This window comes from Amycolatopsis sp. lyj-112, assembly GCF_046549055.1.
Classification (GTDB): Bacteria; Actinomycetota; Actinomycetes; order Mycobacteriales; family Pseudonocardiaceae; genus Amycolatopsis.
In genome coordinates this window covers 544717-567031 of the sequence record NZ_JAJPWS010000001.1, presented here as the reverse complement: position 1 = coordinate 567031, position 22315 = coordinate 544717, and the positions used below count along the sequence as shown (strand labels likewise).

The window sequence follows — 22315 nt, the reverse complement described above, 5'->3', positions numbered from 1 at the left end:
TCACCTGAACGTGCTTATCACCCGTTCGACGTCGTCAGCGGTGTTGTAGAGGTGGAAGCCGAACCGCAGCCGTCCCGCCCTGGTACTGGCCACGATCCCGGCCTCCTCCACGCGCTCGGCGTCGCCGTCGAGCGCGACGATCGCACTCCCCTGACCGGGGGATCCGAGCGCTTCCAGGAGTGAGTCGGCGAGGCCGGCGCAGTGCGCGCGGACGGCCTCGAGGTCCAGGGACGCGAGGTACTCCAGCGACGCGGCGGCGCCGATGACGGCCAGCCAGACCGGGGAGAGGTCCAGCGAACGGGTGCCCTGGGCGAGCCGCAGCGGGAGGCCGTAGACGGTCTGCCAGGGCTCCTCACCGGCGTACCAGTTCGCGGCGACCGGCAGCGCCCGCTCCAGCGCCCGCGGGTGCACGGCCAGCCACGCCGCCCCGCGCGGCGCGAGCAGCCACTTGTATCCGGCGGCGACCACCCAGTCGGCCCAGCCGAGGTCGAGCGGCTGCCAGCCGGCCGCCTGGGTGGCGTCCAGCAGCACCGCCGCGCCCGACGCCTCGGCCGCGGCGCGGAGCTCGCCGAGGTCGGCCTGGGCGCCGTCCGCCGACTGGACGACGCTGACCGCGACGAGGTCGTGCCCGTCGACGTGCTCGGCGAGGTCGGCCAGCGGGACTTCGGTGACCTTCACCCCGCGGTACGCCTGGGCCGCGAACGGGAAGGTGACGCTGGTGAAGTCGTTTTCCGCCGCCAGCACACGGGCGCCGTCGGGCAGCCCGGCGGCGACGTTCGCGATCAGCTGCGAGACCGACGAACCGATCGCCACCCGCTCCGCCGGGACCCCGATCAGCGCGCCGAAGCCCTCCCGGGACTTCGCGACGGCCTCGTCGAAGTCCGGCGGACGGGTGCCGCCGCGCCGCCAGCGCTCCACCGACTCCGCCACCGCGTCGGCCACGTGGGACGGCGGGATACCGATGCTGGGCGTGTTCAGGTACCCGGGCGGGACGGCGAATTCGGCTCCGAAGGTCTTCATGATTCCGAGATTAGTGAAAATCAGGCTTCCGGCAGCAGGCTCACGACGTCGTCGTAGGACGGCGGTGTCAGCGGGAGTTCGCCGCCGTCGCGGATGGCCTCGACCGTGCGCAGCGTGGCGGCCAGCGCCATCCGGTACGGCAGCGAGCCGAGGCTGATCCGCGCGACACCGAGTCCGGCCAGCCCGGCGACGGTGACCCGGCCGGGGAGGAACAGCAGGTTCACCGGCACCCCGGCGGCCGTCACCAGCAGTTCGACGTCCGCGGGCTCGGCGAGTCCGGGAACGAAGACGCCGTCGGCACCGGCGTCCACATAGGACTTGCAGCGGCCGATCGCGGCCTCGATATCGGGCTCCCCCAGCCAATGCGTGTCGGTGCGCGCGTTGACGAAGAGCCCCGGTGCGCGTTCCTTCGCCGCCGCGATCTTGGCCGCGTGCAGTACCGGGTCGCCCAGCGCGTCCTCGAGATTGATGCCCGCGACCCCGGCCTCGGCCAGCTCCGCGGCTAGCGCCCCGACCTCGCCGGGGTCGTCGCTGAAACCGTCGGCGAGGTCGACGCTGATCCGGGCGTCCAACGCGGTCAACCGCCGCGCCAGCCGGACGGTGGCGTCCTTCGAGGACGGGGCGCCGTCCGGCTCGCCCTCGGCGGCCGAGACCCCGAGGCTGGTCGTGCCGAGCGCCGGGAAGCCTTGCGCGCTCAGGAAGGCGGCCGCGCCGAACTCCCAGACGTTCGGCAGGAGCAGCGGGGAACCGGGGATGTGCAGTGCGGCGAATGCGGTCATGACACGACGGTAGCCAGCGAACACTTCGGCGACGGCCGAAGTTTCGGCCGGTCCGTGAAGGCCTCCTTGAGGGACTCTGAGTCCCTCAAGGAGGCCTTCACGGACCGCGGCGAGCGTCAGGCGGGTTCCAGGAAGGGGGTGAGCAGGTCCGGCACGGACTCTTCGGCGAACCGCAGGCCCTGCTCCTCCCCCGCGTCGTACACCGAATACGCGCCACCCCCGGCGGCCGTGGTCGCGACGACCGTCAGCAGACCCTTGCGCCGCTGGAACACCGACTGCTTCACCGTCCAGCCGATCACGCCGTCGCGTTCGAGCGCGAACGTGCTGCGCCGCAGCGTCCCGTGCCGCCCGACGAGGTAGCGGCCGGTGATGCCGTGCCCGAGGTTGCGGTAGGCGTCCAGCGCCAGCAGCACCGAGACCGGCAGGAGCACGATCCCGAGCGCGGCGCCGATCACCAGCAGGACATCGGTCAGCAGGAGACCGAGGACCGCGAACACCGCCAGCAGCACCACCACCGAACCGACCCACCAGCGCAGGAGCCGTCCCCGTGCGGCGCGCGGATGCCCGGCGAGCCGGACGGACTCGGTCGGCGAGACCGGTTCGCGCAGCACCTCGGCGGCGATCCGGTTGGCCGTCGCGATCGGCGCGGCGGGCAGCAGCGTGTGGTAGTCGGTCTTGTCGTTGTCGTCGCTCTGGCGCATCCCGGTCGCGATCGCGTCGACCCGCGCCGCGCCGGCGAGGCGGTTCCCGAGCGGCTCGACGAGATCGATGCCGCGCAGGCGGGCCTCCTCGATCGAGATCGAGCGGGTGGTGAACAGGCCGCGGCGCACCCGCAACGTGCCGCCGGGTTCGCGGTCGAGCCGGTAGTTCCACCACATCTCGACGAACAGCCCGAGCGCGCCCACCAGGCCGACGGCCATCGCGATCGCCAGCAGGATCAGGATCGCCACCACCAGCGGGATCCCGGCGAACAGGCCGATCACCCAGTCGATCAGGCCCTTCTGCAGGCCCATCCACTCCGACACCTGCATGAGCGCGCCACCGGCGGCAAGCCCGAGCGTCGGGGTCACGAACGACATCGGCGCGTAGCGGATCCAGCGCTTGTCCAGCTGCGCGAGCGGAGCGTCTTCGTCGGTCTCGTCCACGGTTTCGCCGCGGCGCAGGAGTTCTGCGCGCAGCCGCTCGGCTTCGGCACGCGAGACCGGGTTGAGCTTGAGCCTGCCCTGCCCACCGGATTCCTGGGAGCCGGTGCCGATCGTCACCACCGCGACGCCGAGCAGCCGGTGCACCGGGTTGGCCGTCACGTCGACGTTGCGGATCCGTTCGCGCTGCAGGGATTTCCGCGAGCGGACCACCAGGGTGAACGCCGTCTCCAAGCGTTCCGGTGTGACGCGGTACCGCGTCGCCTTCCAGGAGAACAGGTCCACCAGCACGCCACCGCCGACGAGCACCACCGCGCCCGCCACCACCCAGGCGAGCGCGACCCAGAACCGCGCCCCGCCGCCCACGATCGCCACCATGACCGGGATCGCGGCGCCGACGGCCGCACCCGCCAGCGTCAGCGCCGTGACGCCGAGCGTCCGCTTGTCGAGCGTGCTCCAGCCCTCGAACTCGGACGCGCTCACGTCGCGTCCCCCGGCGTCGCCTGCGTGGTCTCGGTGAGCTGTTCGGCCAGGCTCGCGGCCAGTTCGTGGTCGAGCCCCTTGATCTTGACCGCGCCCCGCGCCGACGCCGTGGTCACCGTGACGGTCGCGAGCGAGAACAGCTGCTGCAGCGGCCCCCGCAGGGTGTCCACGGTCTGGATCCGCGACATCGGCGCGACCCGCCACTCCTGCCAGAAGAACCCGGAACGCGTGTAGACGGCGGTCTCCGTGACCTCCCAGCGGTGCACCTTGAACCACCACAGCGGCATCGCGATCACCCAGGCGAGGCCGAGCACGGCGAACACCACCGCCGGCGCGAGCAGCCAGAACCGCGCGGGCGGGATGAGCAGTCCGAGCAGCACCAGCACGAGCACCGGCGAGGCCCAGAACAAGACCCCCTGCAGCCGCCACCAGCCGATCGTCCGCCGGTCCAGCACGTTCCGTGGCGGCCTCAGCCGCACCTTCCCCCGATCGGCTTCCACCGATTTCACCCCCGACGAGTTGTTTACAATGCGATCGCATCGTAATAACCTGGGACCGTAGTGGCAATGCGGTCGCATTGCAAACGCCCTGGCGGAACGGATGGTGAAGGTGCCGAAGCAGGTGGATCACGCCGCGCGGCGCGCGGAGATCTCCGAGGCGCTGACGCGGCTGGCGGCCAAACAAGGCCTCGAAGGGGTCAGCCTCCGCCACGTCGCCGCCGAAGCGGGTATGTCGATGGGCCTGGTGCAGCACTACTTCAGAACCAAGGACGAGATGCTGCTCTTCGCCGTCGAGCGCCGCTCGCAGGTGTACGAGGAGCGCCTCAAGGCCCGCTTGGAAGCCGGCGAACTGCCTTCGACGCCCAAGGCCATCCTCCGCGCCATCCTGATCGAGATCCTGCCGCTGGACGAACGCAGCCGCGGCGACTGGCTGATGGGTGTCGCGTTCTTCATCCGCGCGATCTCCGATTCCTCCTTCGCGGCCGCGTACACCGAAGGCGTGCCCCAGTTGTTCGAACTGTTCGCCCTGCTGATCCGCCAGGGACAGGAGGCGGGCGATGTCGACAAGTCGGCCGACCCGGAGCACGAATCGGCGATCCTCTGGGCCGTCGCCGATTCACAGGGCTCCAACATCGTGATGAAGCACCGCACCCCGGAGGCGTGTTTGTCCACTGTGGACTACTATCTCGACCGCCTGTTCGGCGCCTCAGCTTCCGCCGTGTGAGGACGCGACCGCCGCCTGGGCCGCGTGCATCTCGCGGATCAGCTTCCGCAGCGCGGGCACCGCGTCCCCGCACCGCTCGGTCAGCAGCTCGATCCTTTCCTTGTAGCGGCGCCGATCCCGTCCCGGGATCACGTGACGGAGTTCGACAGCGGCCACCAGTGCGGTGAGCGCGGCATCGGAGGAGTCCACATCGGACACCGGTGCCTGCCCGCGCAACGCGTCGTCGACCAGCGCGCGGAGCCGATCGACGACGCCGGGATCCCGCACGATCGGCTGCCGGGACGGGAACAACCCGAGCGTCCGGCCCGTCTTCAGTTCGATCACGCCTGCCGCGTCGAGCTGGGATTCCAGCGCCTCCAGGGTTCCGCGCACGTCCCGGCGCACCCACCACTTCCATTTGCGGGGGCTTTCCCCCGCGATCTCGGCGAGCATCTCATCGAGGACGAGGTCTCCGGTCGGGCCCGCGCCGGTCGCGCCGACCCGGCCGTCCGCGTCCGCGACGCGCTCGCGCAGCACGAGATCGGTCAGTGCGGCGCCACGGACCAGCAGGCCGGCCCGTCGCCTGTCCCGAAGCCGTTCCTTGGTGACGTCGCAGGCGAGCAGGTACGCCTTGGCGGGCAACGAAAGTTCGGTCATTGTCAGCGCCTCTCCAGCGATGGCCAGATCTCGTCCCACGAACCTCGCCTGCCGTCATACCGCCACAGCAGGCCTTCCACCACCGGAGTCACCTCGGCGAAGTACGGCCGGAGCAGGTCCGGGTCGAACCCGGCGAACAGCACGCTGTCCGCGGATTCCGGCGGCCGGTCGAAATACCAGTAGCCCCGGTGGCCACTGTAGACGTTCGTGATCCCGTACCGCGGACCGTAGAACTCGGTCGCCGCGGCGAACGGATAGATCTCCGCGTAGACGGCCGTGCGTGCCCGCTGCTCCGGTGGCATCGCGGCGTACGTCTCGCCGATCGCCTTGACCAGGTCCTGCTGCGGCAGTTCACCGCCCGCGAAGGCACTGCCCAAGTTCACCGGGCCGATGCTGGTCCGCGTCATACCCGCCGGGTAGATCGGCAGCCCCGCGACGGTGATCACGGCCGAGAGCACGAGCGCGGGCCAGGCCATCCAGCGCCAGCGGGGAACGTGCTTCACGAATCCTGTCGCCGCGGCGGCGTACGGCAGCGCGAAGACGCTCATCAGGTAGTACGAACGCCCGTGCAGCAGCAGGAAGGCCACGATGATCGCGGCTATCGCCACCCCCAGGAAACGATAGCCGCGAAGCTCGCGCGAGCAGATCAGCCGGACGATCCCGTAGACGAACGCGAGCGCCCCCGCGCCGACGCCCGCCGTCAGGAAGCCGTCGCGGAGAAACGGCCAGGTGCCGGGGAATTCCGCCGAAACGACGTCGTTCATGATCAGGTACGGCCAGCCGTTCTTCGCCTGCCAGACCAAGGTCGGCACGGTCACGACGGTGGCGATTCCCGCGCCCAGCCACAACTTCGGCCGTCGCACCAGTTCTCGCGGGCCCAGCACGAGCGCGCTGATCAGGGCGAACGCCCAGAAGGCGGGGATGAGGAACTTCGTCTGCAGCGACACCGCGGTGACCACGCCCGCCCAGACCAGCAGCCCGTCGCGGCGGGTCCGGACCCAGCGGACCACCAGCCAGATGATCACCGTCCAGAGGAACGGATCGAAGACGTAGGTGCCGATCCAGTGGCTGACGATGATCACGCCTGATGTCGCGGAGAACCCGGCCGCGAGCACCTGCGCGCCGCGTCCCCCGCCCAGTTCCCTGGCGATCAGCGCGGTGACCACCACCCCGGCCGCCGCGGCCAGCGTCATCGGCAGGCGCAGCATCACCAGCGAACCGGGGAACAGCGAATCCATCGCCCCGGCCAGCGCCGGGATCAGCGGCGGCTGGTCGAAGTACCCCCAGGCCAGATGTTCCCGGCCCGCCATCAGGAAGTAGAGCTCGTCGAAGCCGTGCGCGTACCGGCCGCTGGTGGCCAGCAGCGCGGCGCCGGCCAGCGCGGCGACGACGAACACCGGCAGGCGCGCGAAAGCCGTCTCCTGCTGTCCTGTGTGGACCGTCTGCGTCGCAGTGCTCATGACGATCAGTCCACCGGAGACGGCGATCCGGGGAAACCGGGTAAGGAGGGGCGCCGGATAGACGAAAGTTGCGGGCCACCCCGCCGATGGTCGCCGACATCGGGCGACGCGGCCGACGGCTGGCTACCGTGACCCCGTGGAGAAAAGCAGGCCGTTCCGGCCCGGTGTCGTCGACACCGTCTGGCTCACGTTGGCGGCGCTCGCGTTCATCGGCCTGGACGTCTCCCTGTTCGTGTTCGGCGAACCGACGACAGGCTGGGCGGGCCCCGCCGCGGGCGTCACCCTGCAGGTGCTGCTCGATCTCTCGCTGATCGTGTTGTTCCGGTTCCCGCGGCTGGTCGGAGGCCTGATCACGGGAGGCGCGCTGCTGATGCTCGCCTCCGACCTGTTCGCGCCCGGACTGCTGGTGCCTGAGCAGCAGCTGACGCTGATGACCGTCCCGACGATCACCCCGGTCGTGCTGAGCCAGCTGGCCCGCCTGATGGACCGGCGGACCCTGCTCTGGCTGACCGCGATCCTGGTGATCTGCGCGTCGCGGCCGTGGGACCCGCACTGGAGCACCACCCCGTTCGGTCTGCTGGGCACGGCGTTGCCCACGTCGATTTCGCTGTACTTCGAGGCTCGGCGCCAGCTGTTGCGCTCTCTGCGGGACCGGGCGGAACGCGCCGAACGGGAACAGCATCTGCTCGCCGAACGCGCCCGTGCCGAGGAAAGGCGCAAACTGGCCGAGGAGATGCACGACGTCGTCACGCACCGGCTGAGCCTGATGGTGCTGCACGCCGGAGCGCTCGGCGTGGTCTCGGCCGACGAGGCCGTGCGGTCCTCCGCCGAGGACATCCGGCGCGAGGGCGCACTGGCCCTGGACGAACTGCGCGACCTGGTCGGGGTGCTGCGCAACGGCGCTAACGCCACGCCCCCCACGATCGACGGCGGCACGGCGGGCGATCCGGCGACGCTGGTCGCGGAATCGGCGTCGGTGGGTATCCCGACCGAACTGAGAGTGGACGGTGATCCCGGGCGGATCTCCCCCACCGTCGCGCGTACTGCGTACCGCGTCGTGCAGGAGGCGCTGACCAACGTCCGCAAGCACGCGCCGGGCTCGACCGCGACCGTCCAGCTCCGCTACCACGCGAAGGGGCTGGACGTCGCCGTGGAGAACACGCGGGCGGGCGCGGCGCCGGATCCGGCGCTGGCGGGCAGCGGCTCCGGCGCGGGGCTCGCCGGGCTGCGGCAACGCGTCGAACTGATCGGCGGCCGGTTCGACGCGGGCCCGAGCGCGGGCGGCGGCTACCGCGTCGATGCGATACTTCCCGCCTACGTTCCGACTGCGGAAGGGGATCCGTGATCCGGGTGGTCGTCGTCGATGACGAGCCGATGGTCTGCGCGCATCTGCGGACGATTCTCGGTTCCGCGGCCGACATCGAGGTCGTGGCGCAGGCGCAGGACGGTGCCGAGGCGGTGGAAGCGGTGATCCGGCACCGGCCGCGGGTGGTGCTGATGGACCTGCGGATGCCCGGCGTCGACGGGCTGACCGCCATCGAGCGGATCGCGAAACTCCCGGAACCGCCCGCGGTCGTCGCGCTGACGACGTTCGACGCGGACACCTACGTCATCCGCGCGCTCCGGGCGGGTGCGGCGGGGTTCCTCGTGAAGTCGACCCCGCCGGAGGACCTGATCGGCCTGGTCCGGGTCGCGGCCGACGGGCACACCGTGCTCTCCCCCGAGGCCGCGCAACGGCTGGTGGCGATGTCGTCGGACGGACGGCGGCGCGGGGACGACGCCCGGCGGAAGACCGACGGGCTGACCGAACGCGAGACCGACGTGCTGGCCTGTCTCGGCGAAGGACTGTCCAATGCGGACATCGCGGCGCGGCTGCATCTCGCCGAGGCGACGGTGAAGAGCTACGTGTCGCGGATGCTGGTCAAACTGGACTGCGCGAACCGGACCCAGGCCGGCCTGCTGGCGCACGAGGCCGGACTGGTCAAGCGCTGAGCTGCCCATCGTAGGTTTTGCGGGAGTCGAGGACCTCGCCCATGTGCACGCGGGCCCACTTGTCCAGCATCTCCAGCGGTTCGGCCAGGTTGCGGCCGAGCGGGGTCAGCTCGTACTCGACGTGCGGCGGGATCTCCGGGTACGCGGTGCGGGTCAGGATGCCGTCGCGGACCAGGCTGCGAAGCGTCTGGGTGAGGACCTTCTGCGAGATGCCGCGCACGCGTTTGCCGATCACGGTGAACCGGAGCGGGCCGTCGCCGAGCGCGCCGACGATGAGCACGGTCCACTGGTCGCCGATGCGGTCGAGCAACGCGCGGGTCGGGCAGTCGGGGTCGTACGGGTTTCCGAGCACGTGACCTCCTCACTCTCCTGGGGAGAGTAACACGCTCAGCGAGAGGGACTGGGCTGCATCAACGCCGCGAACAACAGGATGAGATGACGGCGGCCGCGGTCCCAGCGGGCCTCCAGCTCGGCCTGATCGCGGGTCGCCCAGCTGGCGATGAGGATGCCGCGGACGACGTCCATCGCCGTGTACACCGCGTGCAGGAACTCCGGATGCGCCGAATGATCCGGGAGCAGCGCCTTGCCGAACTCGACCAGGCTGCTGGTCGCGATCGGCTCCACCACCGCCATCTGCGCGCGCAGTTCCGGGTCGGTCCGCGACGCCACCCACAGCTCCACGGTCGCCGAGAAGACCGGCCCCTGGTGCATCTCCCACAGCAACTGCAGCGCGTCACCGACCGGGTCGGCCGACGCCTTGAGGCGGTCGATCTCGGCCATCGCGACCCCGGTGCGCTTGGCCGCGAGGTGCCGGATCGCGGAAGTGACGAGATCGGCCTTCGTCGGGAAGTGGTGCACCTGGGCACCCCGGGTCACCCCGGCACGGTCCGCGACGCGGGTGGTCGTGGTGCCCGCGTAGCCGTACTCGACGAGACAGTCGATCGTGGCGTCGAGCAGCCTGATCCGCATCGCGGCGCTGCGTTCCTCCTGCGTGCGTCGTGGGGCTGCCATGCGCCTACTTTATGGGGCGCCTCGCGAGGCGCGCGCCACGAGGCTCTCGACCATGCGCCCGATGAAGCGGCCGAGGAACCAGCGGTAGAACCCGCCGGTGCCGGGGATCTTGCCGGTGAACGACGAATGCCAGTGGACGTCGGTGCCGCCGAGAGACGGCGTTAGGTCGACGTACGCGCGGTAGTCGCGCAGCGGCAAGCCCTTGCGCAGCGTGTAGCCGAAGCGTTTGCCGGGTTCGAGTGCGATGACCTCTTCGCAGCTGTTGACGCCGGAGGTGCTGAAGACGCCGACGGCGCCGAGGCCGTTCTCGTCGCCCTTCTCCAGCAGGCGGAACGAGCCCATCGGCGACCAGTCGGGCCAGCGCTCGCGGTCTTCGAGGAGGGCGTAGAGCACCTCGCCTCGTGAGTGGTAATGATGGTTCTAACCGTCAATACCACTCACGAGCCATACTCGGCTGATGGGGCTGAAGACTCTGATCACCGCCGTCGTCACGGCACTCGTCGCGACCGTGACACCGGCCGCCGCCACGCCACCCGCGTTCACCCTCCGCGACGGCGTCAGCGAACCGGTGTTCTCCTACGAGAAGGCCATCCGCGAGACAGCCTGGGTGGAGACCGGCCAGGACCTCGACCGCGACGGCCAGGTCGACCGGGTCGCGGCCGACATCATCCGCCCGGCGGAACCGGCCGCGCGCGGGCAGCGCGTGCCGGTGATCATGGACGTCAGCCCGTACTTCGAGAAGATCGGGCGCGGCAACGAGCGCCAGCCGAAGACCTACCTCCCCGACGGCACGCCGTCGCAGTTCCCGCTCTTCTACGACAACTACTTCGTCCCGCGCGGGTACGCGGTCGTGCTGGTCGACGTCGGGGGCACCAATCGCTCGTCCGGGTGCTTCGACGACGTCGCCTCGGGCAACGGGGTGGTGAACTGGCTCAACGGCCGCGCGAAGGCGTTCCGGACGCCGTTCGGGCCGGAGCGGGTCCGTGCGGGCTGGGCGGACGGGTCGGTCGGCGCGATCGGGAAGTCGCAGGACGGGGCGACGGCGATCGGGATGGCGGCGTCCGGGATCGACGGGCTGAAGACCATCGTGCCGATCGCCGGGGTCAGTTCCTACTACGAGGTCCACAACTCCCACGGCGCGTATTTCGGCTGGGCGGGCGGGCCAGGGCTCTACAACGAACGGGCCCTGAAGCTGTGTCAGCCGTTCGAGGAGGACCAGGCCAGGCGCGCGGGAACGGACGGGAACTTCAACCAGCACTGGCGCGGGCTGGACTACGTCGCGAAGACCGGGAAGGTGCGCGCAAGCGTTTTCGCGGCCCAGGGCTTCCACGATCTCAACGTCAACCCGATCCAGCTCGGGCCCTGGTGGGAGGCGCTGAACGCGGACGGCGTGCCGCGCAAGGCATGGCTGCACCAGGCGGCGCACGTCGACCCGTTCGACCTCGACCGCTCGCTGTTCGTGCGGACCCTGCACCGCTGGTTCGACCGGTGGCTGCTCGGCGTCCGCAACGGGATCGAGTCCGAACCGGCGATCCGGGTCGAGCACAGCCCGGACCGGTGGACCGACGAACGCCGCTGGCCGCCGGCCGGAACGCGGGCCGCCACCTTCTGGCCCGGCGCGGCGGGCACGCTGGGGAACCGCCCGGCGAACGGGACGGCGTCGGTGACCGACGATCCGGCGCGCGGGGTCACCCAGTGGGTGGCGAACCCGTCGCGGCCCAGCCCCGAACGCCTCGTGTTCTCGACCGGACCGGTGCGCGCGGACACGCGGGTCGCCGGGACGGCCACGGTGACGGTGACCGCCAGTGCGGACAAGCCGAGCGCCCGGCTGGGCGCGGCTCTGGTCGACTACGGGCCGGCGACGGTCCGGAACACGACATTCCCGGCCATGGGCACCAAGGATCTGACGACCCGCTCGTGCTGGGGCGCGGGAACTACCGCAGACACCGGATGCTTCCTCGACACCGTCGCCGACCTGACCACTGTGGACACTCGGGTGGTGGCGACCGGCTGGGCGGACCTCGGTCATCATCGGTCGCTCTGGCGGGGTGAACGGCTCGAACCCGGCAAGGCGTACACGATGACGTTCCGGCTGAGCAGTCTCGACCACGTCGTCCCGGCCGGGCACCGGCTCGCGCTCGTCCTCGGCGGGACCGACGCCGACATGTTCGATCCGGCGCTCCCCCAGCCGAAGCCGCGAGTGACCTTCGATCTGGGCGGCACCAAGGTGGACGTGCCCATCGTGCGCTGAGCACCCTTACACAACCCGAACATCGCCCCCACACTCCTCGCATCTGGCCACGCGAAGCTCTCTCCCATGCTGAAACACACCATCGCCGTTTGCCTGACCGCGGCCGGCCTCATCGCCCTCGCCCCGGCCGCCTCGGCCCAAACCGCCCCGATCACCCTCAGCCCGGAAGAGTCCCAGCAACTGTGCGCCGAGTGGTTGCCAAAGCTCACTCAGCGCACCGCGAAACTGACCGACCGGATCAACGGCGGCCCCGAGATCCGCGGTTCCGTCGCGAACCTCAAGGCCAGGGCGGAGGGTCAGCGCAAGAAGAACCACAACGACACCGCCGACAGGCTCCAGAAGCGGGCCGACAAGCGCAGCGGACGGTTGCCTGAACTCACCGCGGCGAAGCAGAAGCTGGACGCGTTCGCGGGCGCGCACTGCAAGGCGGGCAAGTGAAACGCGTTCTCGCCGCCACGCTGACCGCGCTGGCGTTGTTCGGCACCACCGCCTGCACCGACGACGCCGCTTCGAGCCCGGCCCCGAACTCTCAGAACCCGGCGCCGGGCGAACTGGGCGACGTCCAGCGCACCCTCGACTCGATCGAACAGGACATGGCCGGCGACCCGGCCCCGTGACAGGATCGGGCGGTGACGACGCAACCGGGACGCGGGCTGGTACTGGTCGTCGAGGACGACCCCGCGATCGCCGAACTCGCCTCGCTGTACCTGCGGCGGGACGGGTTCGGCGTGCAGGTCGAAGGGGACGGCGGCGCGGCGCTGGCCACGATCCGGCGGCTCCGCCCGGTCGCGATCGTGCTCGACATCGGACTGTCCGGAATGGACGGTATCGAGATCTGCCGTCGGCTGCGCGCGGACGGCGACTGGACGCCGGTACTCTTCGTGACCGCCCGCGACGACGAACTCGACCGGTTGCTGGGGCTCGAGATCGGCGCGGACGACTACCTGACGAAACCGTTCAGCCCGCGTGAACTCTCAGCCAGGGTCCGGACCGTCCTGCGCCGGGCCGCCGGTTCCGCCCCACCCGCGGAGACCTACGCCGCGGGCGGTGTCCGGGTCGACGTCACCCAGCGCCGCGTCTGGGCCGCCGAAGCCGAGGTCGCGCTGACCTCGACCGAATTCGACCTGCTCACCCACCTGGTGCGGCGGCCAGGTCAGGTGTTCAGCCGCGAGCAACTGCTCAGCTCCGTCTGGGGCTACGCGGCTTCGGCGGGCACACGGACCGTCGACGTCCACATCGCCCAGCTGCGCGGGAAACTGGGCGACCACAGTCCGATCAGGACGGTCCGAGGAATCGGCTACGCGGCGGACGCCGGATGAGGCGGACCTCGCTCGCGCTGCGGATCACCTTGGTGTGCCTGGCGATCGCCGCGGTCGCGGTGGTGGTGGCCGGGCTGGTCGCGGCCCGGCTGATCCGCACGGCCGGGACCGACGTGCTCCGGCAGTCGCTGTCCGCGCAGGCCGACGTGGTCGCGAGCCAGCTCGACGAGACCGGGATCGGTAACCGGCTCGGCGTCGGCAAGGTCGCGGAAGTCGTTCGGGGGCAAGGGATCGACGTCGTCGTCCGCCGTCCGAACGGGACACTCGACAACGGCGGGACGGTCGGCGCGATCGCCGCGTCCAAGGCGGGCCTCACCCGCTCGGGCTCGGACACCGTGCTCGTCGAAGGCCGGCAGTACCTCGTCGAAATCCGCACGGTCGGCGCGCGGGGTGCCGCGTTCGCCCTCGTCCAGTCGACGGAGACCGGCGAAGCCGGCTGGCGGATGCTGATCCGGAACACCGTGCTGGCCCTCGGCGCCGGGCTGGGCGTCGCCGCGATCGCCGGCCTGGTGCTGAGCCGGATGCTGTCCCGGCCGCTGCGACGGGCCGCGTCGGTCGCGAACGGGATGCGCTCCGGACGTCGTGACCTGCGTGTTCCGGTGGAAGGCCCGTCCGAGGTGGCGGACGTGGCGAAGTCGGTCAATGAACTCGCCGACGCGCTCCAGTACAGCGAGGCGCGGCAACGTGAGTTCCTGCTTTCGGTGTCGCACGAACTGCGGACGCCCCTGACGGCCGTCACCGGGTTCGCCGAGGCGATCGGCGACGGCGTGGCCGAAGGCGAGGAGGCCCGGCGCGCCGGGCAGACCATCCACCGCGAGGCCGTACGCCTGGAACGCCTGGTCAGCGACCTGCTGGAGCTGGCGAGGCTCGGCGCCGACGAGTTCCGCCTCGACCCGGTGCGGCTCGATCTGGCCGCGCTCGTCGACGAATGCGCCGACGTCTGGCGGCTGCGCTGTGACCGGCAGAACGTCACCCTGCGGGTGGAGCGGCCGCCCGGTGACGTGCCGGTCGTCGCCGACCCGCGACGGCTTCGCCAGGTCGTCGACGGCCTGGCCGAGAACGCCCTTCGGGTGACCCCGGCGAGCGCGCCGATCGTGTTCTCCCTGACCGCCGCCCAGGGCCAGGCGCGGTTGGCCGTGCGCGACGGCGGCCCTGGGCTGGCGCCGGAGGACTACCCGGTCGCCTTCGAACGCGGCGTGCTGAACCAGCGGTACCGCGACAGCCGTCCGGTAGGTTCCGGGATCGGGCTCGCGCTGGCACACGGCCTGGTCACGCGCATGGGCGGGACGCTGACCGCGGGCCCGGCGCCGGAAGGTGGCGCGGCGTTCACCGTCGTGTTCCGGTTAGGGTGATCAGGTGGAGATGTTGCACCTGCGGTATTTCGTGGCCGTCGCCGAGGAGCTGAACTTCTCCCAGGCGGCCCGGAAGCTGCACATGGCCGCTTCCCCGCTGAGCCAGCGCATCAAGGACCTCGAACACGAGGTGGGCCACCGGCTGTTCGATCGCAGCACGCATCACGTCACGCTCACCGCGGCGGGTTCCGCGCTGCTGCCGATCGCGCGCGACATCCTCGAACAGGTCAACGCGATTCCCTGGCGTCTGCAGGACGCGGTGAAACCACGGCGGAGCACGGTGTTCGTCGGAATGCCCGCCGGTGTGCACCCTGCGTTGCGGGAACAGGTCAAACAGCTCGAAGAACGCTGTCACGACCGGTTCGAACTCAAGCGCTGGCCCGGGACGACGCCCGATCTGGTCGCCGCGGTGCACGAGGCGAAACTGGCGTTGTCACTGGTCCGGATGCCGGTGACCGATCCCGCGCTGGAGATGATCCCGGTGCAGGTCGAACGGCTCGGCGCCGTGGTGCCCGCCGATCGGTTCGCCGGGCGGGAGACGGTGAACATCGCCGAACTGAGTGATCTCTCCTACATCGCGTCCGCCTCGGAAAGCATTCCGGCCTATTCGGACGATATGGACCGGAAATTGTCGAACGCGGGGATCAAGAAAAGACTCAAGGTCGGCGGAACCGAATATTCCGGCATTTCCGAACTGGTCGCGAACGGGTCTTCGTTCTCGATCACGATGCTGGACCCGGCCAGCCCGATGCATCTGTTCCTCGTCGACGGCGCGACCATCCTGCCGTTCGCGGATTTCCAGCCCCAGCTGGAGACCGCCCTGGTCTGGCGCCGTGACCGCGCCGAGGACGGCGACCTCGCCGAACTAGTCGCCGCCGTCCGCGAGATCTTCGCCGAACCGCTTTCGACATAACACCTCAATCCCGACATAAAGAATGGTATGACCGCTGCGGTCATACCATTCTTCGTTTCTTGATCATTCCCTTTCCCGCTCTTCGCGCCTAACTTCGAAGGTAGATCGAACAACGGCGAAAGGAAGCAAGATGGACGTCACTCAGACCGCCACCGGCCCGTTGGACGGCGTTCGCGTGATCGACCTCTCGACAGTGGTCATGGGCCCGTACGCGGCGCAGATCCTGGGCGACCTCGGTGCCGACGTGATCAAGATCGAGTCCCCCGCCGACACCGTGCGGGTGGGCAAGTTCCGCACGACGCCGGGGATGACGCCGCTCAACCTGAACGTGAACCGCAACAAGCGCAGCGTCGCCCTCAACCTGAAGGACGAGGAGCAGCGCGAACAGGCGCTCAAGCTGATCGACACCGCCGACGTGCTGATCACGAACATGCGCCCCGGGGCGCTGAGCAGGCTCGGCATGAACTACGCCGACGTCGCCGAGCGCAACCCCGGCCTCATTTACGCCCACGCACAAGGGTTCCGCAGCGACTCCGACCGCGCCGGCAACGCCGCCTACGACGAGACCGTGCAGGCCGCTTCCGGCCTGGTCGACGTCGCGAACCGCGCACTGGGCAAGCCGGTCTACCTGCCGACGATCATCGGCGACAAGGTCTCCTCCCTGACCATCGCCTACACCGTGCTCGCGGCGCTGGTGCACCGCGACAAGACCGGCGAGGGCCAGCGGGTCGAGATCCCGATGACGGACACACTTCTCGCGTTCAACCTCGTCGAGCACCTCGCCGGCCACGTTTTCGAGCCCGCTGAGGGCCCGACCGGCTTCGGCCCGTCGATGAATCCGGGTCACAAGGCGGTGCACACCAAGGACGGTATGGCCTGCGTGATCCCCTACAACCCGCAGAACTTCCGCGACTTCTTCCACGCCGCCGGGCGACCGGACCTGGCCGAGGACCCGCGGGTGAACGGCGACGCGATCGACGGCGCCGACCACGAGGCGCTGGCCGAACTGATCGCCGCATGCGCCCCGGTGCTGACCACCGCGGAATGGACCGAGGTCTGCACGAAGCACAGCATCCCGATGGCCCCGGTGCTGGAACTGGACACCGCGCAGGACGACGAATACGTCCGCGACGGCCACCTGCTCGACGTCGTCGACCACCCGAGCGAAGGCGCGATCCGCACCATCGGCATCCCGGTGAAGTTCTCCGCGACCCCCGGTTCCGTGCGGCGCCTGGCTCCCCTGCCGGGCCAGGACACCGCCGAGGTCCTGGGCGAACTCGCCACTGTGAACTGAGGAAAAGATCATGAGCACCACTGAAGTAAGGACAGAACGGGTCGGCAGCACCCTGCTGATCACGATCGACCGGCCGGAAGCCCGCAACGCGGTCAACGCCGCCGTCGCCGCCGGACTCGCCGAAGCACTCGAGCTCCTGGAAGCCGACCCCGCACTGCGGGCCGGCGTCCTGACCGGCGCGGACGGCTCGTTCAGCGCCGGCATGGACCTCAAGGCGGCGCTGAAGGGCGAATCGCCCGAGATCCCCGGCCGCGGATTCGGCGGGCTGACCGAGGCGGAACTGTCGAAGCCCCTGATCGCGGCCGTCGAAGGCTGGGCCATGGGCGGCGGGTTCGAACTGGCGCTGGGCTGCGACCTGATCGTCGCCGCCGAGGACGCGCAGTTCGGGCTGCCCGAAGTGAAGCGCGGGCTGATCGCCGCCGGCGGTGGCGTGATCCGGCTGCCGAAGCGGATCCCGCACCACCTGGCGATGGAGTTCCTGCTCACCGGAGAGCCGATCAGCGCCCAGCGCGCCGGACGGCTGGGCCTGGCGAACCGGGTCGTCCCGGCGGGCGAGGCCGCGGCCGTCGCCCTGCAACTCGCCGAGCAGGTGGCCGCCAACGCTCCCCTGGCGCTGGCCTTGGTCAAGAAGATCGTCCGCGCCGCCGACGGCGTCCCCGACGCGCAAGCGTTTGCGACCCAGCGTGCGGCGATGCCCGCGCTGATGAACTCGGCCGACGTCCGGGAAGGCATGCAGGCCTTCGCCGAACGCCGCACTCCACAGTGGACTGGCAAGTAAGAGGGACCGGTGAGTGAGATGAAGCAGCAAGAAGTCCTCCAGCACGTGACCACACCGCTCACGAATCCGGCGTACGCGCCGGTGGTGCCCCGGTTCACGAACCGCGAATACCTCAACATCGTCTACCGCACCGACGCCGACGCCCTGCGCGCCGTCGTCCCGGAGCCCCTGGAAATCGACGAGCCGCTGGTGCGGTTCGAGGTGATGAAAATGGGCGACGTCAGCGGCTACGGGCCCTACACCGAGTCCGGGCAGGCGATCCCGGTGAGCTTCGAGGGCGAGCGTGGCGAGTACCTGCACGCGATGTACCTCGACAACTTCCCGGCCACCGCGTCCGGTCGCGAGATCAGCGCCTACCCGAAGACCATCGGCTCACCGAAGCTGTTCGCCGAGAACGGCGCGCTCCTCGGGACCCTCGACTACGGCAGCCAGCGGGTCGCGACCGCGACCATGGGCTACAAGCACAACCGGCTGGACGTCCGCGAGGCGGAAGCGCAGATCACCGTGCCGACGTTCATGCTCAAGACCATCCCGGACTACGACGGTTCGCCCCGGGTCTTCGAACTGGTCCGCACCGAGATCACCGACGTGGTGGTCAAGGAGGCGTGGACCGGCCCGGCGCGGTTGCAGCTGTTCCAGCACGTCCTGGCTCCGCTGGCCGATCTCCCGGTGCTGGAGGTCGTTTCCGCGAGCCACATCCTCACCGACCTGACGCTCGCTCCGGTCAAGCCGGTCTTCGACTACTTGAAGGGAGCACGGTCATGACTTTTCGTACCGTCGCGGTGATCGGCGCCGGAACCATCGGCCTTTCATGGACGGCGTTGTTCGCCTCGCACGACATGGACGTCTGGGTCTCCGACCCGCGGCCGGACCTCGCCGACGCCGTCGCCGGCGCACTGGAAGCATTCGCCCCGCACCTCGGCCGGGACGTCGCGGACCTCGCCCCTCGCGTCCACCTCGCCGCTGACGTCGCCGAGGCCGTCCGCCACGCGGATGTCGTGCAGGAGAACGGGCCCGAGAACGTCGAGTTCAAGCGCGAACTGTTCGCGACCCTGGTCCGCGAGGCCCCCGCTCACACGCTGCTGCTCAGCTCGTCGTCGGCGATCCCCTCGACGGCGTTCGCCGACGAACTCGACGACGCGTCGCGTGTCCTCATCGGACACCCGTTCAACCCGCCGCACCTGATCCCGCTGGTCGAGGTCGTCCCCGGTGAGCGCACCAGCGCCGAGTCGGTGGACCGCGCCGTCGAGTTCTACCGGTTCGTCGGCCGCACCCCGGTGGTGGAACGCAAGGAGATCCCCGGGTTCGTCGGCAACCGGCTGCAGAACGCGCTGAGCCGCGAGGCGATCTACCTCGTGGAGCAGGGTGTCGTGTCGCCGTCCGAAGTGGACGCGGTGATGACGAACTCGCTCGGTATCCGGTGGTCGACCGTCGGGCCGTTCCTCGGCTCGCACCTGGGCGGTGGCCCCGGCGGCTACCGGCACATGGCCGAGCACATCGGCAAGTCGATGAAGAAAATGTGGGCCGGTCTCGGCCAGCCCTCGCAGAACCCGGAAGAACAGGAACGGCTCATCGAAGCCGTGGAATCCGCTTACGGCTCCTCCACGTACTCGGAACTCTCCGAGGCGCGCGACCGCAAGCAGCTCGCGGTGCTGTCCGCTTTGGACAGTGCCGGCAGCACCCGCAAGGAGGAGAACTGAGATGACCAGCACGCTCGAAGACCAGCTGACCGCCGACTTCTACGACTACGAGACGCTGCTGCCGGAGGAGGAGCGCAAGCTGCTGCTCAAGGCACGCGACTTCATGCGCACCGAGGTCAAGCCGCTCGTGAACGAGTACTGGGCGAAGGGCGAGTTCCCGCACGAACTCATCGGCAAGTTCCGCGAACTCGGGCTGACCGGCCTGCCCTACGAGGGCTACGGCGAGCACCTTCCCGCGACGAGCCACCTGCTGAACGGCATGATGGCGATGGAAATGACCCGCACGGATCCTTCCGTGGCCACGTTCTTCGGTGTCCACAACGGACTCGCGATGTACAGCATCTACGCCGGCGGCGACCAGGAGCAGCGCGACCGCTGGCTGCCGCAGATGGCGGCGATGGACAAGATCGGCGCGTTCGCGATGACCGAGCCGCTCGGCGGCTCCGACGTCGCTGGCGGCATGCGAACAACAGCCAAGCGGGACGGCGACACCTGGATCTTGAACGGTGCCAAGAAGTGGATCGGCAACGCCACCTTCGCCGACCTGGTGATCGTCTGGGCCCGGGACGTGGACGACAACAACGTCAAGGGTTTCGTGGTCCAGAAGGGCTCGCCCGGGTTCGTCCCGGTCAAGATCGAGAACAAGTTCGCCTTCCGGATCGTGGAGAACGCGGAGATCACGCTGACCGACGTTCGGGTCCCGGAGGCCGACCGGCTGCAGGGCATCGACTCGTTCCGCGACGTCGCGGAGATCCTGCGGGCGACCCGCGGCGGAGTGGGCTGGCAGGCGCTGGGCGTGATGATCGGCGCCTATGAACTCGCGCTGGACTACGCCAAGGAGCGCAAGCAGTTCGGCCGCCCGATCGCGCGGTTCCAGCTGGTGCAGGACCTGCTGGTGAAGAGCCTCGGCAACATCACCGCGTCGTGGGGCATGCTGGTGCAACTGGCCCGGCTGCAGGACGCGGGGATCTTCAAGGACGAGCACTCGTCGCTGGCCAAGGCGTTCGTGACGTCGCGGATGCGTGAGGTCGTCGCCTGGAGCCGCGAGATCTTCGGCGGCAACGGGATCGTGCTGGACAACGACATCATGCGGTTCTTCACCGACGCCGAGGCGATCTACTCGTTCGAAGGCACTCGCGAGATGAACACCCTGATCGTCGGGAAAGCCATCACCGGCCAAAGCGCCTTCGTGTGATCTGACCGCTTGCGCGTGAAGGCCCCCTTCCCTCGGCTCAGCAGAGGGAAGGGGGCCTTCACGCGCCTTGCTAGCGGTACTTCTCGCCGCAGGTCGCTTGGCTGCCGGAGGAGAAGCCGTCGCGGAAGGCCGCGACCCTGGCGAAGCCCGCCGGGAGCGTCCGACCCCGGACGTCCGCGGCGATCAGGCTGTTCTGCGTCAGCATTTCGGCGATGGCCTCGTCGAGGTCGCCGGGCGACAACGAGAGCGACCCGCGTTTGCCGTCCACGATGGTCGAGGCCCAGAACCCGGTGAGACAGGCGGTGCGCTGCGCGGCCACCGGGCCGTCGAGGCGGAATCCGCCTTCCTGCTGGACCGCGAGGGTGTAGCGCGACGCGACCTCGGCGAAAGCGGCGAAGTCACCGATGCCGCCCTGACGTCCTCTGCGTGGCGGGGTGCCGATGCGGACCAGGCCGTCGAGGTCGAGGTTGATCTGGTTGGACTCCGAGCAGTACGACGCCAGCGCGTCCTCCGTCGTCACACCACACGCGGCACCGGTGGTCAGCGTCGGCGGGGTGGCCGCGAGCCGGAACGCCTGGCGCAGGCTGGTGGTGAGGTCGGACAGCGCTTCACGGTTGTCGAGGCGGACGTTCTCCGCCGCCGCTTCCTCGTTCGCCGCGGCCGAACCGAAGCCGCCTTGGGTGCTGCGGCCTTCGACCTCGGCCTCGTCGATCATCGAGCACCGGGCGGGCCCGTCGGTGAACCCGAACTGGAACGCCGAGACGCGGTCGAACGCGTTGCCGTGGGCGCCGTCGTCGTCGAAGGCCACTCCGGCGGAGTCGCGGATCTGGAACAGCGCGGTGAGCACCTCGTTGAGACCGCGTCCGGTGGAGACCTGGAACATCGGCGACTTCCCCTCGGCCACCCAACGCAGGTACGAGCCGGTGTAACAGTCGGCCTGCTGTTCCTTGACGATCGACGGGGTGGCCGCCGCAAGACCCAGCCGGAACTGGACGGCGTGACCGATCTCGTGGGCGAGCACGGCCATCACGGCCGCCGGGCCGATGGAGTCTTCGAGCATGGGCAACAGTTCGCCGCGGTCCCACGCGACGACGTCGTCGCCGGAGCAGTAGAACGCGTTGACCAGCCCGGCCGTCGACGTTCCGCAGATCACCCGGCCGCGGCCCGCCGAGTCGTACGACACGAGGTTGGCCAACGGCTGGAACTCGCGGTCGAAGATCGCCGGCAGGTGCTCCCGCCAGTACCGCTGGACGTCGGCGACCGCGTTGGCCGCGAGCTTGTCGATCGCGCCGCCGTCCCCGCCGGTGACCGGGAGACCGGCGTCGAGCACGCCGGGCTTGAGACCACTCGGGCCGTCGCTGACCGCGAGCCCGGCGACCTGGGTGGGATCCACCGGTTGTGCCGCTCCCCCTACAGTCGCGGCACAACCGGTGAGGAACAGGGTGGAAGCGAACAGACTCACCAGGATCGTCCAGCCGGACCGACGCTTCATCACACCATTCCCGTCTCTGTTCTGCTTCAGCCGAATAAGATCGAAGTGACCGTGTCGTCAAAGCCCACCTTGGCGAGATCCTTGACGGGCGACTATCTGGTCCGCGATGTTGGCCGTCCCGTCGGAACCCGTTCGTTTGCGAAGCACGTTTCTCCCCTGCACCTGTTGGTTCCAGGCCCTCTGGAACTCCCCGCGCCACCAACACGGACGGCGGCTCGATGCGGTTCAAAAGAATCTTGGAGATTTTCCGCCTACGGGTTTGAACAGGGAAAGT

At 69.7% G+C, this 22315-nt stretch carries 23 protein-coding genes and 1 pseudogene; 14 read left to right on the top strand and 10 right to left on the bottom strand.

Annotated elements, in window-relative coordinates; translation table 11 throughout:
- The 4 genes from ACLJRL_RS02710 to ACLJRL_RS02695 form a co-directional block, all read right to left on the bottom strand.
- A complete protein-coding gene (locus ACLJRL_RS02710) occupies positions 1 to 1020 on the bottom strand; it encodes an aminotransferase class V-fold PLP-dependent enzyme (RefSeq protein ID WP_410654364.1) in 1020 nt (339 codons plus the stop codon).
- Between the two features lie 20 nt (positions 1021 to 1040).
- Complete coding sequence (locus ACLJRL_RS02705) at positions 1041 to 1799, bottom strand: isocitrate lyase/phosphoenolpyruvate mutase family protein (RefSeq protein ID WP_410654363.1); 759 nt, start codon at positions 1797 to 1799, stop codon at positions 1041 to 1043.
- 116 nt (positions 1800 to 1915) lie between these two features.
- Positions 1916 to 3424: a PH domain-containing protein gene (locus tag ACLJRL_RS02700; protein ID WP_410654362.1), complete on the bottom strand. Its 1509-nt coding sequence runs from the start codon at positions 3422 to 3424 to the stop codon at positions 1916 to 1918.
- Positions 3421 to 3924 carry a PH domain-containing protein gene (locus tag ACLJRL_RS02695; protein ID WP_410654361.1) on the bottom strand — a complete coding sequence of 168 codons (504 nt, stop codon included), beginning with the start codon at positions 3922 to 3924 and terminating at the stop codon, positions 3421 to 3423. The genes ACLJRL_RS02700 and ACLJRL_RS02695 overlap by 4 nt, the downstream gene beginning before the upstream one ends.
- Positions 3925 to 4024: 100 nt before the next feature.
- On the opposite strand from ACLJRL_RS02695, the gene ACLJRL_RS02690 reads away from it, so the two are divergent.
- Positions 4025 to 4648: a TetR/AcrR family transcriptional regulator gene (locus ACLJRL_RS02690; RefSeq protein ID WP_410654360.1), complete on the top strand. Its 624-nt coding sequence runs from the start codon at positions 4025 to 4027 to the stop codon at positions 4646 to 4648.
- Here the strand turns inward: ACLJRL_RS02690 and ACLJRL_RS02685 are convergent.
- The gene (locus ACLJRL_RS02685; RefSeq protein WP_410654359.1) at positions 4631 to 5284 is read right to left on the bottom strand and encodes a GOLPH3/VPS74 family protein; all 654 of its coding nucleotides are present in this window, start codon (positions 5282 to 5284) and stop codon (positions 4631 to 4633) included. The two genes, ACLJRL_RS02690 and ACLJRL_RS02685, sit on opposite strands and share 18 nt — an antisense overlap.
- Before the next feature lie 2 nt (positions 5285 to 5286).
- A complete protein-coding gene (locus ACLJRL_RS02680) occupies positions 5287 to 6744 on the bottom strand; it encodes an ArnT family glycosyltransferase (protein WP_410654358.1) in 1458 nt (485 codons plus the stop codon).
- A 136-nt stretch (positions 6745 to 6880) separates the two neighbouring features.
- On the opposite strand from ACLJRL_RS02680, the pseudogene ACLJRL_RS02675 reads away from it, so the two are divergent.
- Both ACLJRL_RS02675 and ACLJRL_RS02670 read left to right on the top strand, forming a co-directional pair.
- Positions 6881 to 8111 (top strand): annotated as a pseudogene (locus ACLJRL_RS02675) (sensor histidine kinase).
- Positions 8112 to 8118: 7 nt separating this feature from the next.
- Complete coding sequence (locus ACLJRL_RS02670) at positions 8119 to 8736, top strand: response regulator (protein ID WP_410655139.1); 618 nt, start codon at positions 8119 to 8121, stop codon at positions 8734 to 8736.
- Here the strand turns inward: ACLJRL_RS02670 and ACLJRL_RS02665 are convergent.
- From ACLJRL_RS02665 to ACLJRL_RS02655, 3 genes are read right to left on the bottom strand one after another with little or no spacing between them, the layout of a single operon-like run.
- Positions 8726 to 9088 (bottom strand): winged helix-turn-helix transcriptional regulator, encoded by a 363-nt coding sequence (locus tag ACLJRL_RS02665; RefSeq protein ID WP_410654357.1) that lies wholly within the window; start codon positions 9086 to 9088, stop codon positions 8726 to 8728. The genes ACLJRL_RS02670 and ACLJRL_RS02665 overlap by 11 nt on opposite strands.
- A 35-nt stretch (positions 9089 to 9123) precedes the next feature.
- Entirely contained in the window at positions 9124 to 9705 is a 582-nt protein-coding gene (locus tag ACLJRL_RS02660; RefSeq protein ID WP_410655138.1) for a TetR/AcrR family transcriptional regulator, read from the bottom strand.
- Between the two features lie 51 nt (positions 9706 to 9756).
- Positions 9757 to 10140, bottom strand: a complete 384-nt coding sequence (locus tag ACLJRL_RS02655; RefSeq protein ID WP_410654356.1) for an SRPBCC family protein — start codon at positions 10138 to 10140, stop codon at positions 9757 to 9759.
- A gap of 64 nt (positions 10141 to 10204) precedes the next feature.
- On the opposite strand from ACLJRL_RS02655, the gene ACLJRL_RS02650 reads away from it, so the two are divergent.
- The 11 genes from ACLJRL_RS02650 to ACLJRL_RS02600 all read left to right on the top strand — a co-directional run bounded on the left by ACLJRL_RS02650 (position 10205) and on the right by ACLJRL_RS02600 (position 20549).
- The gene (locus ACLJRL_RS02650) at positions 10205 to 11998 is read left to right on the top strand and encodes a CocE/NonD family hydrolase (RefSeq protein WP_410654355.1); all 1794 of its coding nucleotides are present in this window, start codon (positions 10205 to 10207) and stop codon (positions 11996 to 11998) included.
- Positions 11999 to 12064: 66 nt separating this feature from the next.
- Positions 12065 to 12436: a hypothetical protein gene (locus tag ACLJRL_RS02645; protein ID WP_410654354.1), complete on the top strand. Its 372-nt coding sequence runs from the start codon at positions 12065 to 12067 to the stop codon at positions 12434 to 12436.
- Positions 12433 to 12615, top strand: coding sequence for a hypothetical protein (locus tag ACLJRL_RS02640; protein ID WP_410654353.1), 183 nt, complete (start codon positions 12433 to 12435; stop codon positions 12613 to 12615). Before ACLJRL_RS02645 ends, ACLJRL_RS02640 begins: the two co-directional genes overlap by 4 nt.
- A gap of 12 nt (positions 12616 to 12627) precedes the next feature.
- Positions 12628 to 13317 (top strand): response regulator, encoded by a 690-nt coding sequence (locus ACLJRL_RS02635; RefSeq protein ID WP_410654352.1) that lies wholly within the window; start codon positions 12628 to 12630, stop codon positions 13315 to 13317.
- Positions 13314 to 14669 (top strand): sensor histidine kinase, encoded by a 1356-nt coding sequence (locus tag ACLJRL_RS02630; protein ID WP_410654351.1) that lies wholly within the window; start codon positions 13314 to 13316, stop codon positions 14667 to 14669. The genes ACLJRL_RS02635 and ACLJRL_RS02630 overlap by 4 nt, the downstream gene beginning before the upstream one ends.
- Before the next feature lie 4 nt (positions 14670 to 14673).
- On the top strand, positions 14674 to 15582 hold the full coding sequence (locus ACLJRL_RS02625; RefSeq protein ID WP_410654350.1) for a LysR family transcriptional regulator: 909 nt from the start codon (positions 14674 to 14676) through the stop codon (positions 15580 to 15582).
- Positions 15583 to 15712: 130 nt separating this feature from the next.
- A complete protein-coding gene (locus ACLJRL_RS02620) occupies positions 15713 to 16876 on the top strand; it encodes a CaiB/BaiF CoA transferase family protein (protein WP_410654349.1) in 1164 nt (387 codons plus the stop codon).
- A gap of 10 nt (positions 16877 to 16886) precedes the next feature.
- On the top strand, positions 16887 to 17654 hold the full coding sequence (locus tag ACLJRL_RS02615) for a crotonase/enoyl-CoA hydratase family protein (protein WP_410654348.1): 768 nt from the start codon (positions 16887 to 16889) through the stop codon (positions 17652 to 17654).
- Positions 17655 to 17672: 18 nt separating this feature from the next.
- Positions 17673 to 18419, top strand: a complete 747-nt coding sequence (locus ACLJRL_RS02610; protein WP_410655137.1) for an acetoacetate decarboxylase — start codon at positions 17673 to 17675, stop codon at positions 18417 to 18419.
- Complete coding sequence (locus ACLJRL_RS02605; protein ID WP_410654347.1) at positions 18416 to 19354, top strand: 3-hydroxyacyl-CoA dehydrogenase NAD-binding domain-containing protein; 939 nt, start codon at positions 18416 to 18418, stop codon at positions 19352 to 19354. The genes ACLJRL_RS02610 and ACLJRL_RS02605 overlap by 4 nt, the downstream gene beginning before the upstream one ends.
- Position 19355: 1 nt before the next feature.
- The gene (locus tag ACLJRL_RS02600; protein ID WP_410654346.1) at positions 19356 to 20549 is read left to right on the top strand and encodes an acyl-CoA dehydrogenase family protein; all 1194 of its coding nucleotides are present in this window, start codon (positions 19356 to 19358) and stop codon (positions 20547 to 20549) included.
- A gap of 70 nt (positions 20550 to 20619) precedes the next feature.
- On the opposite strand, the gene ACLJRL_RS02595 is transcribed toward ACLJRL_RS02600, so the two are convergent.
- Positions 20620 to 22041 (bottom strand): neutral zinc metallopeptidase, encoded by a 1422-nt coding sequence (locus ACLJRL_RS02595; protein ID WP_410654345.1) that lies wholly within the window; start codon positions 22039 to 22041, stop codon positions 20620 to 20622.
- Positions 22042 to 22315 lie beyond the last annotated feature (274 nt).